Annotated in this window: 9 protein-coding genes and 2 pseudogenes; 8 read left to right on the forward strand and 3 right to left on the reverse strand. The window is 69.0% G+C overall.

The window, feature by feature from the left end:
* Positions 1-3: 3 nt before the first annotated feature.
* The 7 genes and pseudogenes from ispH to NA3_RS05600 all read left to right on the forward strand — a co-directional run.
* A complete protein-coding gene (gene ispH, locus NA3_RS39215; protein WP_062962483.1) occupies positions 4-1,479 on the forward strand; it encodes a 4-hydroxy-3-methylbut-2-enyl diphosphate reductase in 1,476 nt (491 codons plus the stop codon).
* Entirely contained in the window at positions 1,480-2,481 is a 1,002-nt protein-coding gene (hpnH, locus tag NA3_RS05575; protein WP_062962484.1) for an adenosyl-hopene transferase HpnH, read from the forward strand. It begins immediately after the preceding gene.
* 46 nt (positions 2,482-2,527) lie between these two features.
* Complete coding sequence (locus tag NA3_RS05580) at positions 2,528-4,321, forward strand: 1-deoxy-D-xylulose-5-phosphate synthase (RefSeq protein WP_062962485.1); 1,794 nt, start codon at positions 2,528-2,530, stop codon at positions 4,319-4,321.
* On the forward strand, positions 4,318-5,436 hold the full coding sequence (ispG, locus tag NA3_RS05585; RefSeq protein ID WP_062962884.1) for a flavodoxin-dependent (E)-4-hydroxy-3-methylbut-2-enyl-diphosphate synthase: 1,119 nt from the start codon (positions 4,318-4,320) through the stop codon (positions 5,434-5,436). Before NA3_RS05580 ends, ispG begins: the two co-directional genes overlap by 4 nt.
* Positions 5,437-5,527: 91 nt before the next feature.
* Positions 5,528-7,336, forward strand: a pseudogene (gene efeU, locus NA3_RS35745) (iron uptake transporter permease EfeU); the annotation flags it as partial.
* A gap of 475 nt (positions 7,337-7,811) precedes the next feature.
* A complete protein-coding gene (gene efeB / locus NA3_RS05595; protein ID WP_062962487.1) occupies positions 7,812-9,047 on the forward strand; it encodes an iron uptake transporter deferrochelatase/peroxidase subunit in 1,236 nt (411 codons plus the stop codon).
* 17 nt (positions 9,048-9,064) lie between these two features.
* A pseudogene (locus NA3_RS05600) lies at positions 9,065-9,502 on the forward strand (MFS transporter); the annotation flags it as partial.
* Here the strand turns inward: NA3_RS05600 and rlmN are convergent.
* On the reverse strand, positions 9,499-10,608 hold the full coding sequence (gene rlmN / locus NA3_RS05605; protein ID WP_062962489.1) for a dual-specificity RNA methyltransferase RlmN: 1,110 nt from the start codon (positions 10,606-10,608) through the stop codon (positions 9,499-9,501). The pseudogene NA3_RS05600 and the gene rlmN overlap by 4 nt on opposite strands.
* Positions 10,609-10,743: 135 nt before the next feature.
* On the opposite strand from rlmN, the gene NA3_RS05610 reads away from it, so the two are divergent.
* Positions 10,744-11,091, forward strand: coding sequence for a LapA family protein (locus tag NA3_RS05610; protein WP_062962490.1), 348 nt, complete (start codon positions 10,744-10,746; stop codon positions 11,089-11,091).
* Positions 11,092-11,094: 3 nt separating this feature from the next.
* Here the strand turns inward: NA3_RS05610 and NA3_RS05615 are convergent, their stop codons facing one another.
* Both NA3_RS05615 and frr read right to left on the reverse strand, forming a co-directional pair.
* A complete protein-coding gene (locus NA3_RS05615; protein WP_062962885.1) occupies positions 11,095-11,982 on the reverse strand; it encodes a phosphatidate cytidylyltransferase in 888 nt (295 codons plus the stop codon).
* A gap of 103 nt (positions 11,983-12,085) precedes the next feature.
* Positions 12,086-12,643, reverse strand: coding sequence for a ribosome recycling factor (gene frr, locus NA3_RS05620; protein WP_062962886.1), 558 nt, complete (start codon positions 12,641-12,643; stop codon positions 12,086-12,088).
* Positions 12,644-12,652 lie beyond the last annotated feature (9 nt).

Raw genomic sequence — 12,652 nt, forward strand, 5'->3', positions numbered from 1 at the left:
CGTATGGCCCGGCCCGGAACCATCTGCGCCCCTCTGCTTTCGGAGTGGGCGGCACTGCGGGGCGCCGCCGCGGCGCCCGTGGTGCACACCGGGCGCGGCCCGCGGCGGCGCTACGACGCCGCCGCCGCGGGCCCGGTCGCGGTGGCGGGTGTGGCCGGTGCGCTGACCGCGGAGCTGCGCCCCGGCGATCTGGTGGTGGCCGACGAGATCCGGCGCAACGGTACCGAATTGCCCAGTCCCGCAGCGGTTCTCCTGCACGGGGAAGTGCGGCGACTGGGGCTGCCCGCACGCCTCGGGCCGGTGTATTCGGCCGAGCACGTGGTCACCGGCCGGGCGCGCGCCGAACTGGCGGAGACCGGTGCGCTCGCGGTCGACACCGAAACGGCGTTCCTCGCCGCCGATGCCCCCGACGGGCAGGCCGTCGCGCTCCGGGCGATCGTCGACACTCCCGACGCGCCCCTGCTGAGCCCGGGCACAGTGTGGCGCGGGGTGCGGGCACTGCGCTCGCTGCGAGCGGCGGCGCCGGCGCTGGACCGGTGGTCGGCGGCGGCCGGTGAGCGCGAGATCCTGCTCGCCGGTCCGCGCTCGTTCTGCGCCGGGGTCGAGCGAGCGATCGAGATCGTCGAGCAGGCGCTGGACCGCTTCGGCGCACCGGTGTACGTGCGGCGCCAGATCGTGCACAACAGCCATGTGGTGGACGAATTGGCTGGGCGCGGCGCGGTTTTCGTCGAGGAGCTCGATCATGTGCCCGAAGGCGCGGTGGTCGTGCTCGCCGCGCACGGCGTGGCTCCGGACGTGCGCAGCCAGGCCGAACGCCGCCGCCTGCGCGTAGTCGACGGCACCTGTCCGCTGGTGTCGAAGGTGCATGCGGAGGTGTGCAATTTCGCCGCCGCCGACAAGACCGTCTTCCTGATCGGGCACGCCGACCACGAGGAGGTGGTGGGCACCCGCGGCGAGGCGCCCGAGAACGTCATCGTGGTCGCCGATCCGGAAGCGGCTGCCCGGGTGTCGCCACCGGATCCCGATCGGGTCGCCTACGTCACGCAGACCACCCTGGCCGTCGCGGAGGCCGAAGCCACGGCCGCCGTACTGCGGCAACGGTTTCCGGCGCTGAGCGGGCCGCGCAAGGACGACATCTGTTACGCCACCACCAATCGCCAACAGGCGGTGCGGGCGGTGGCGCGCGAATCGGACCTGGTGCTGGTGCTGGGTTCGCCCAACTCCTCCAATTCGCTGCGGCTGACCGAGGTCGCCGCGGCCGAGGGTGTGGCGGCACATCTGGTGGAGCACGCCGGCGAGGTCGAATTGGGCTGGCTGGCCGGCGCCCGCCGCGTCGGCGTCACCGCCGGCGCGTCGGCACCGCCGCATCTGGTGGACGACCTGGTCGAGGCCCTGTCCGGGCTCGGCACCCTGCGGGTCCGCCACACCACCGTGACCGAAGAGAGTGTTCGATTCAACCTGCCTCGGGAGGTGAGCTGAATGGCCATGCCGTTCCGTCAATCCGTACGTCTGGGAGCGTATCTCGCAAAACAGAAGCTGCTGCGGCGCGAGAAGTTCCCCATTCTGGTCGAATTGGAGCCACTGTTCGCCTGCAATCTGAAATGTGCGGGCTGCGGCAAGATCCAGCATCCGCACACACTGCTCAAACAGCGCATGCCGGTGGAACAGGCCGTCGGCGCGATCGAGGAATGCGGCGCCCCGATGGTCTCGATCGCCGGTGGTGAACCGCTGATGCATCCGCAGATCGACGAGATCGTGCGGCAACTGCTCGACCGCAACAAGATCGTCTTCCTGTGCACGAACGCGGTACTGCTGCCCAAACATCTGCACAAGTTCACCCCGCACCGCAATTTCGCGTGGATGGTGCATCTGGACGGGCTGCGCGAACGCCACGACGCCTCGGTGTGCAAGGGCGGCGTCTTCGATCAAGCCGTGGCCGCGATCCGCGAGGCCAAGGCGGCCGGATTCCGGGTGATGACGAACACCACGTTCTTCGATGTGGATTCGCCGCAGGACGTGATCGACGTCCTGGACTATCTCAACGACGAGCTCGAGATCGACCATATGCAGATCGCACCCGGCTACGCCTACGAGAAGGCGCCCGATCAGGAGCACTGGCTCGGGGTGAAGGAGACCCATCAGCTGTTCGCCAAGGCCTTCGCCGACGGGCGCCGCAAGAAGTGGCGGCTCAACCACTCGCCGCTGTATCTGGATTTTTTGGAGGGCAAGGTCGACTTCGACTGCACCGCCTGGGCGATTCCGTCGTATTCGCTCAAGGGGTGGCAGCGGCCGTGTTATCTGCTCGACGACGGTTATGTCGCCACCTATCGGGAATTGATCGACGACACCGATTGGGACGCCTTCGGTCGCGGCAACGATCCGCGCTGCTCGAATTGCATGGCGCACTGCGGATACGAGCCGACCGCGGTGGTCGCGACCCTCGGTTCGTTGAAGGAGACGATCCGCGCCGCCGTCAGCTGAGTCGAATCACACCGGGTCGAATTCCCCACCGGAAGGTGAGCCACGTATGAATCCCTCGCCGCGCGGGCCGGACCCGCTCGCCGCCCTCACCGGACCCGACGCGCTGGCCGCGTTGTCCGACGACGAACTGCCCGCGCTGGCGCAGCTGGTACGCGATCGCCTCGTCGAGACCGTCACCGGAACCGGCGGGCATCTCGGCGCCAGTCTGGGGACGGTGGAACTGACCATCGCGCTGCATCGCGTATTCCGTTCGCCCACCGATGTGCTCGTCTTCGACACCGGACATCAGAGCTATGCGCACAAGTTGCTCACGGGGCGGTCGCCCGCCTTCGCCACGCTGCGCCAGGCCGGTGGGATCGCGGGGTATCCCAACCGCACCGAATCCGCGCACGACTGGGTGGAGAACTCGCACGCCTCGGTCAGCCTGGCGTGGGCCGACGGCATCGCCAAAGCCTTCCACCTGCGTGGCGAACACGATCGCCGGGTGGTGGCGGTGATCGGCGACGGCGCGCTCACCGGTGGTGTGGCGTGGGAGGGCCTGAACAATCTGGGCGCGGGCCGGCGGCCGGTCGTGGTGGTGCTCAACGACAACGGGCGCTCCTACGATCCGACCGTCGGCGCGCTGGCCGGGCACCTCACCGGACTGCGCGACGGCGACACCGTCTCCGGAAACCTTTTCGACGCCTTGGGTTTCACCTACCTGGGACCGGTGGACGGCCACGATATCGGTGCGCTGTGCACGGCCCTGCGCAAGGCCGTCGAACTCGCCAAACCGGTTGTGGTGCATGCGATAACAGTGAAAGGACGCGGCTTCGGCCCGGCCGAGGCCGACGAGGCCGACCGCATGCACGCATGCGGAGTGATCGATCCGGTGACCGGTGTGCCGCGGAAGCGGTCCGCCCCCACCTGGACCGATGTCGTCGAATCGGAGCTGGCCGCCATCGCCCGCGACCATCCGGAGGTGGTCGCCATGACCGCGGCGATGCGGCTGCCCACCGGCCTCGGCGCATTCTCCCGGAGGGCTCCGGAGCGGGTGTTCGATTCCGGCATCGCCGAACAGCACCTGATGGCCTCCGCCGCGGGATTGGCGGCGGCCGGTATGCATCCCGTGGTGGCGGTGTACTCGACCTTCCTCAACCGCGCGATCGATCAGGTGCTGCTCGATATCGCCCTGCACGAACTGCCCGTCACCCTGGCGCTGGACCGCGCCGGTGTGACCGGTCCGGACGGGCCCAGCCATCACGGGATGTGGGACCTGGCGCTGCTCACCTGCGTGCCGGGGATGCGGATCGCCTGTCCGCGCGATCCCGGCCGGGTCCGCGAACTCCTGCGCGAAGCCGTCGCCACGGCCGGCCCCACCGCCGTGCGCTACCCGAAAGCCACTGCCGGAGCGGATATTTCGCCGCTGGCACGGATGGACGGAATGGATATTCTGTATCGCGGGCCGCACCGTCCCCTCGACATCCTGCTGGTGGCGGTCGGCCCGATGGCCGGACCGTGCCTGCGGGCGGCGGAACTGCTGGCCGACAGCGGTTTCGGCGCCACCGTCGTCGACCCGCGCTGGGTGTGGCCGATCAACCCGGGGCTGACGGCGATCGCGGCACGGCATCGGCTCACCGTCTGCGTGGAGGACGGTATCGCCGCCGGCGGGATCGGCTCCCACCTGGTCCACACGATCGCCCGCAACCCCGAGGCCGCCCCCGTCCGCGCCCTCGGCCTGCCCACCGAATTCATCGCCCACGCCTCCCGCGACAGCATTCTGGCCGAATACGGCCTCACCGGCGAGGGCATCGCCGCGGCCTGCGCGGAGTGGTTGCCCGCGACGGAGAGGATCCGATGACCGCCGTATTCCTGTCCGAGCCCACGGCGCCGCCCCTGCGACCCCGCCGGGAGAGCCGGCGCATCCAGGTCGGCTCGGTGCCCGTGGGCGGCGGCGCACCCATCTCGGTGCAGTCGATGACCACCACCGTCACCGCCGATGTCGAGGCGACGCTGCGCCAGATCGCCGAATTGACCGCTGCCGGTTGCGATATCGTCCGCGTGGCGGTGCCCACCCAGGACGACTGCGCGGCGCTGCCGACGATCGCCCGCCGCTCGGCCATCCCGGTGATCGCCGACATCCACTTCAATCCGCGCTACGTCTTCGGCGCCATCGACGCCGGCTGCGCCGGGGTGCGGGTGAATCCGGGCAATATCCGCACCTTCGACGACAAGGTCCGCGAGATCGCCGCCGCGGCCGGTGCGGCGGGGGTGCCGATCCGCATCGGCGTCAACGCCGGTTCCCTCGACCGGCGGATCCTGGACCGGCACGGCGGTCGCGCCACTGCCGCCGCGCTGGTCGAATCGGCGCTGTGGGAGGCCGGCCTGTTCGAGGAGCACGGTTTCACCCATCTGAAGATCTCGGTGAAACACAACGATCCGCTGACGATGATCCAGGCCTACCGGCTGCTCGCCCAGCGCTGCGACTACCCGCTACACCTCGGGGTCACCGAGGCGGGGCCACCGCTGCAGGGCACCGCGAAATCGGCCACCGCGTTCGGAATCCTGCTGTCCGAGGGAATCGGCGACACGATCCGGGTCTCGCTGTCGGCGCCGCCGGTCGAGGAGGTCGAGGTCGGTCACCACATCCTGGCCGGGCTCGGGCTGCGCCCCCGCACCCTCGACATCGTGTCCTGCCCGACCTGCGGCCGCTCCCAGGTCGACGTCTTCGAGCTCACGAAGAAGGTCGAGGCGGCCTTCCGGGATTTCCCCGCGCCGCTGCGCGTCGCGGTGATGGGATGCATCGTCAACGGGCCGGGTGAGTCGCGGGAAGCCGATATCGGAGTCTCGGCGGGCAATCACAAGGGGCAGATCTTCGTCCGCGGCGAGGTGGTGCGGACGGTGCCGGAATCGAGGATCGTGGAGGCGCTGCTCGAGGAGGCGCTGACCTTGATCGAGGATTCCCCGGAGGGTTAGCCCGGCAAATACGGACATTATTCGCATACCGCCCCATTTGCTGTGACGGTTGCTCGCTACAGCCATGCAGGATTGGACCTGCGGTATAGGTATGCCTTACCTTTGGACGGTGAGCTGGGCCGAGGCTGTACCGAATCTACTGATCTGCCTGCGGGAGGGCCTCGAGGCGGGCCTCGTGGTGACGATCCTGCTGGCCGCCGTGCGCAAGACGTCGACCCCGCAGCGCCCGGTCTCCTCGACGCCGGTCTGGCTCGGCCTGCTCGGCGCGGTATCGGTGGCGGCCAGCTTCGCGGCCGTGCTCACCTATTCGACGAGCGTGCTCTCCAACTCCGGCCAGCAAGTCGTCGGCGGCACCCTGAGTGTGATCGCGGTCGGTCTGGTGACTGCCATGGTCTTCTGGATGCGACGCACCGCCGCGTCGCTGTCCGGCCAGCTTCGGGGTGAGGTCGCCCGGGCCACCGCGATCGGGGCGGGAGCGCTGGCCATCACGGCCTTCATGGCCGTCGGGCGCGAAGGCCTGGAATCGACGCTGTTCGTGTGGACCGCGGTCAAGGCCTCCGGCACCACCGTCGCGCCGCTGATCGGCGCCGCCCTCGGTTTCGCGGCCGCGGTGGTGCTGTGCTGGCTGCTCTACCGGCAGTCGGTCAAACTCAACCTCGGCGTGTTCTTCAACCGCACCGCGCTCGCCCTGATCGTGATCGCCGCCGGCGTGCTGTCCTACGGCCTGGGCGACCTGCAGGACGCCGGAATCCTGCCCGGCCGTCACTGGGTGGCGTTCGACCTGTCGGCGCAGATCGACCCGAACTCCTGGTGGGTCTCGATCATCACCGGTATCACCGAGCTCACGCCGCGCATGACGGTGCTACAGGTTGTCGCCTGGGTGGTCTACCTGGCCGTGGTGATCCCGCTGTTCATCCGCGCGGGACGCCAGGCGCCCGCGAAGGCCCCGGCGAAGCGTCCGGAGCAGTCGGCGCCCGCCACGACGGCGGGCACCGCAGCCGCGGCGGCCGAATCCGAGGCCACCGGCGCCGGCGCGAGCTCGCAGGATGCCGGTACGACTCCGGCACCTGCAGCCGCGCCGGCCCCCCTGACGGCGTCGACTGCGGCGCACGACCGCTCCGAGCAGACGCCCGACTGGTGGGAGCGGATCGCCGGGCCGCGCCCGTTGCTGGTGGGTGCGGTGCTGGTGCTGGTCCCCGCGGTGGCCGCCGGGGTGGCGATCGCGCTGCTGCCGTCGAGCGACTCCGGTAAGGCGCAGGCGGTATCGGTCACCGACAGCTCGTGCGCCTCGGAATGGAAGTCCGGGCGGGCCGGGAGACAGACATTCGAGGTACAGAACAAGACGTCCAAGGCCGGGGAGATCAACCTGATCAACTCCGGCGGTGCGGTCGTCGGCGAGATCGAGACCATCGGCCCGGCCACCACCGCCAACCTCACCGCGACCTTGAGCAGCGGCAGCTACACCATGCAATGCCTGATGTCCGGCAAGCCGGTGACCTCGTCGGCGGCGGTGCAGGTCAGTGGTGAGGCGGGCGATACCCCGCCGGCCGTCAAACGCGTCACCGAGGACGATCTGCGCGGACCCAACGACGCCTATCAGACCTACGTCTCCGGCGTGCTGACCCGGCTCTCCGGCGCCGTCACCGCGATCGGCAACGATCTGCGCGGCGGCAATATCGCTGCGGCACAAGCGGATTGGCTGAACGCCCAGCTGGAATGGGAAAGGGTCGGCGCCTCCTACAACAGCTTCGGCGACGCCGGCACCGCCGTCTCCGGTCTGCCCGACGGCCTGCCGGGTGGGGTGAACGATCCCGGATTCACCGGGCTGCACCGGCTGGAATACGGCCTGTGGCACGGACAGCGGCCGGATCAGTTGCTGCCGGTGGCCGATCGGCTCGGTGGCGATATCGCCAACATCCGGAAGAACCTCGGTAGCGACGAGCTGGCCGGCGACCCGAAGAAGCTGCCGCTGCGCGCGCACGAAATCCTGGAAGACGCTCTGCGCGACCATGTGTCGAGCATCGACGACCAGGGCGCGGGCGCCGCCTACCCGATGACACTCGCCGATATCGACGTGACGCGCACGGTGCTCGATCAGCTCGGCCCGCTGCTCGATCCGCGAGCGCCGCAACTGCGCGCCACCCTGCGGACCCGCCTCGACGAATTGCAGGCCGCCCTGCTCGCCACCCAGGACCACGGACACTGGCAGTCGCCGGACCGCACCCCGCCGGCCGCCCGGCAAGCCGTCAACGCCCGCCTCGGCGCCGCCCTCGAGGAACTCGCCAAGGTGCCGCGATTGCTCGAAGTGCCGATCACCCACTGACATGCCGAACCACCGACATGCCGAACCACCGACCGACCAGTAAGGCTTCACGATGAACGTCAGCCGCCGCCGCTTCCTCTCCGGCGCCGCCGCCGGTGCCGCCGGAACCGCGCTGACCGCGGGCATTCTCGCCGAGGGCGCCCGCAAGGACGCCGACGCCGCCACCGTGGGCGTCCCGAAGGCCGAGGCGAGCTACCCCTTCCACGGCGAACATCAGTCGGGCATCCTCACCCCGGGCCCATCGGCGAAACAGAACGCCGCCTGCTTCGCCGCCTTCGACGTCACCACCACCAACCGCGCGGAACTGGTGGAGGCGATGAAGACCCTCACCGCACGTGCCCGCTTCCTCACCGCCGGCGGCGCCCCGACCGATCTCGGCCTCGGCCAGCCGCCGTCCGACAGTGCGGTGCTCGGGCCGGAGGTCATCGCCGACGGGCTCACCGTCACCACCGGTGTGGGCGCCAGCCTGTTCGACGGCCGCTTCGGGCTGGCCGCGGCCAAACCCGCCAAACTCACGCCGATGCGGACCTTCCCCAACGACACTCCGGACCCGGCCTGGATGCACGGCGACCTGCTGATCCAGCTGTGCGCGCATCACCCCGACACGGTCCATCACGCGCTGCGCGACATCACCCGCCAGACCCGCGGGGCGCTCCAGCTGCGCTGGAAGATCGACGGCTACAACTCCCCGCCGCGTCCGTCCGGCACCGGCCGGAACCTGTTGGGCTTCAAGGACGGAACGGCCAACCCGACCGGCGCCGACGCCGAATCGCTCATCTGGACCGACGGCGGCGGCGAACCGGAATGGACCCGCGGCGGCACCTACCAGGTGGTCCGGCTGATTCGCATGCTCGTCGAATTCTGGGACCGGGTCTCGATCAACGAGCAGGAGAACATGTTCGGGCGACGCCGCGACTCCGGCGCCCCGCTCGACGGCAATCAGGAATTCGACACCCCCGATTACGCCGCCGACCCCGAAGGCTCGGTCATCCCGCTGGATTCCCATATCCGGCTGGCCAATCCGCGTACCCCCGAAACCGCCCGCCAGCAGCTGGTCCGCCGCTCCTACAACTACGACCTCGGCGTGGAGCGCAACGGCAACATGGCCTCGGGCCACATCTTCACCTGCTTCCAGCAGGACGTCGCCCGCCAGTTCGAGGCCATCCAGACCCGGCTGATCAACGAACCCCTGACCGACTACGTCCAGCCCTTCGGCGGCGGCTATTTCTTCGCCCTGCCCGGGGTCCGCGACGAGAAGGATTGGTACGCAAGGGCCTTGCTGAGCTGAGCGGCGAGCGCGGGCTGATCGGCGCCGCCGCGATGGTGTGGTGGGGCCGCCACGGCGATCGCACCGGCGAACGGCGCCGGCATGTCGCTCTGCCCGCGATCATCGGCGGTCTCGCCATTCCGGTCGCGCTGTACCTGGACAACCCGTTCGCGGCCATGTCCGCGGTCACCGTCTGCGCCGTCGGTGTGCTCGCCGCCCTGCCCACCTTCTGGGCCCTGCCGAGCGCGTTCCTGTCCGGCGCCGCGGCCGCGGGCGGTATCGCCTTGATCAATTCGCTCGGCAATGTCAGCGGGTTCGCGGCGCCCTATCTCACCGGCCGGCTGGCCGACCTGACCGGGACCCAGCACGCCGGCCTGTGGGTGGTGGGGGCGGCGATGGTGCTCGCGGGTCTCGGCGTATTCGCATTGCGATCCGTCGGCGACGACCGCGACACTATCGGCAGCGCAGCGAACTAACCCTCGGCCGCCAACTGTCCACAGGCCGCGGCGATCTCCTGCCCCCGCGTATCGCGCACCGTGCACGGCACACCTTGTGCCTCCACCCGCCGAACGAATTCGCGCTCAACAGGTTTCGGTGAGGCGTCCCACTTCGAGCCCGGGGTCGGATTCAACGGGATCAGGTTCACGTGCACGCGGGAGCCCAACGCCTTGTGCAGCTTCTGGCCCAGCATGTCGGCACGCCACGGCTGGTCGTTGATATCGCGGATGAGGGCGTATTCGACCGAGACCCGGCGACCGGTCTTGTCGGCGTAATACCGTGCGGCGTCGAGGACTTCGGCGACCGACCAACGATTGTTGACCGGCACCAACGTATCGCGCAATTCGTCGTCCGGCGTGTGCAGAGAGACGGCCAGCGTCACCGACAGCCCCTCATCGGCCAGTTTGCGGATCGCGGGCGCCAGGCCGACGGTCGACACGACCACATTGCGCTGCGAGATACCCAGGCCGTCCGGTGCGGGCGAGGTGATCCGCCGGACCGCCGCCACCACGCGCTTGTAGTTGGCGAGCGGCTCACCCATCCCCATGAACACGATGTTCGACAGCCGGCCGACACCACCGGCCACCTCGCCGTCACGCAGAGCCGCAGCGGCCGCGCGCACCTGGTCGACGATCTCCGCGGTCGAGAGGTTGCGGTTCAGTCCGCCCTGCCCGGTCGCGCAGAACGGACAGGCCATGCCGCAGCCGGCCTGACTGGAGATGCACAGCGTGTTGCGGTCGGGATAGCGCATCAGCACGCTCTCGAGCAGGGTGCCGTCACCGGCACGCCACAGCGTCTTGCGGGTGGTGCCCTCGTCACACACGACCTGCCGCACCTCGCTGAGCAGCGGCGGGAACAGCGCCTCGGCGATCTTCTCCCGCATCGGCTCGGGCAGATCGGTCATCTGCCGCGGATCGGCCTGCAACCGCCCGTAGTACTGCCGGGCGATCTGATCGGCCCGGAACTTCGGCAGTCCGAGTTCCTCCACCGCCTGACGCCGCTGGGCCGAATCGAGGTCGGCGAGATGCCGCGGCGGCATTCCACGGCGCGGAGCATCGAAAACGAGCGGCAGGGAGGTAGTCATAACCCTTCCAGTGTCGCATTGACCATGCGGGTCCGCCGCGAGCGGGCAGGGATAACCCGATCACAGTTACGGCGCGGGCGAACGGGTATTCCGGAGATACACATATCCGCCATAGCGATCGGGAATGATCGAAATATGACCAGCGACGCAGTACCGAGCCACGGACCGGATCCGGTCCCGCACACCGATCCCCCGCGCGTCGACACTCCGCCCTCGACCGCGCCCGTCCGCCGCAACCGGGCCCTCCAGACCCGCGCGGGCTACACCTGGGTGGCGCTGGTCGCGGCGGCGGTCATCGGGGTTCTGCTGTTGATCTTCATCCTGCAGAACCTCGACCAGGTCCGGATCCACCTGTTCTTCTGGCAGGTCAACCTGCCGCTCGGCGTCACGCTGCTGCTGTCGGTGATCGCCGGAGCGCTGGTGATGGCGCTGGCCGGCGGGTGGCGGATCATGCAGTTGCGGCGCGCGGCGAAGCGGCGCTGAGCCTCAGAGCAGGGCGGTCAGCACCAGCCAGGAGACGAACGCCGAGGGCAGCATCGAGTCGAGGCGGTCCATGATGCCGCCGTGTCCGGGCAGCAACGTGCCCATGTCCTTGATGCCCAGCTCGCGCTTGATCTGGGATTCGATCAGATCCCCGCAGGTCGCCACGAGAACGATCGCGACGCCGAGCAGCACGCCGATCATCGAATTGGCCTGCAGCAGCAGCGTCACCGTGAGCAGACCGCCGATGATGCAGAACACCAGCGATCCGCCGAAACCCTCCCAGGACTTCTTCGGGCTGATGGCCGGCACCATCGGATGGCGGCCGAACAGCACCCCGGCCACGTAACCGCCCACATCGGAGCAGACCACCAGAATCATGAAGGTCAGCACCCGGAGATTGCCGTCGTCCTGCTGCAGCATGAGCACCGCGAACGAGGCCAGCAGCGGGATCCAGGACACCACGAATACCGTGATCGCGGTGTCGCGCAGGAAGTTTCGCGGCGTCGCCGCCAGGCCGTGATCGAACAGTCGCCAGACCATGCACACCAGCGCCGTCGCAGCGAAGGCGCCCGCCACGCCCTCGGTGCCGTAGGGCCAGGCCAGCCAGATCATCGCCTGCCCGCCGACGATGAGCGGCACGCGCGGCACCAGGACATCGGCCTCGCGCAGCCGCTTGGCGACCTCCCAGGTGGCGATCGCCATCGCGACCGCGATGACTCCGATCAGAACCTTCGGAACGAACAGCAGGATCGCGATCAGCGATGCGCCGAGGCCGACACCGACCGCCAGCGCCGCCGGTAAATTGCGACCCGCACGCGAGGGCTTACCGCTCGGCTGCGCCGAGGGCGTGTCGGGAGCCGGTGTTGCACCGGCCGGGTCGCTCACCGGCATCGTCTCGCCGGCTGCGGCTTCTTCGGCCACGATTGTCCCGTCGCTCACTTATTCGTCCACTCCGTCCCCGGGCCCGTGCCGCATCGTCGCGCCGGGCCGAGTCTCACACCTCGAGCAGTTCCGATTCCTTGTGCTTGACCAGCTCGTCGATCTGGGCAACGTACTTCTGGGTGGTCTTGTCCAATTCCTTCTCGGCGCGACCGACCTCGTCCTCGCCGGCCTCGCCGTCCTTCTGGATGCGGTTCAGCTCGTCCATCGACTTACGCCGTACGTTGCGAATGGCGATCTTGGCGTCCTCACCCTTGGATTTCGCCTGCTTGACCAGTTCCCGGCGGCGCTCCTCGGTGAGCTGCGGAATCACCACGCGGATGATCGTGCCGTCATTGGTCGGATTCACGCCCAGATCCGAATTGCGGATCGCGGTCTCGATCGTCTGCAACTGCCCCTGCTCGTAGGGCTTGATGACGACCATGCGCGGTTCCGGCACGGTGATGCTGGCCATCTGGGTGATCGGCGTCGGCGAGCCGTAGTACTCGACCACGACCCGGTTGAACATGCCCGGGTTGGCGCGGCCGGTCCGAATACCTCCGAGGTCGTCCTTCGCCACCGAGACAGCCTTTTCCATCTTCTCCTCGGCGTCGAAGAGCGCTTCATCAATCACGACCGTTTC

This window comes from Nocardia africana NBRC 100379, assembly GCF_001612635.1.
GTDB lineage: Bacteria > Actinomycetota > Actinomycetes > Mycobacteriales > Mycobacteriaceae > Nocardia > Nocardia africana.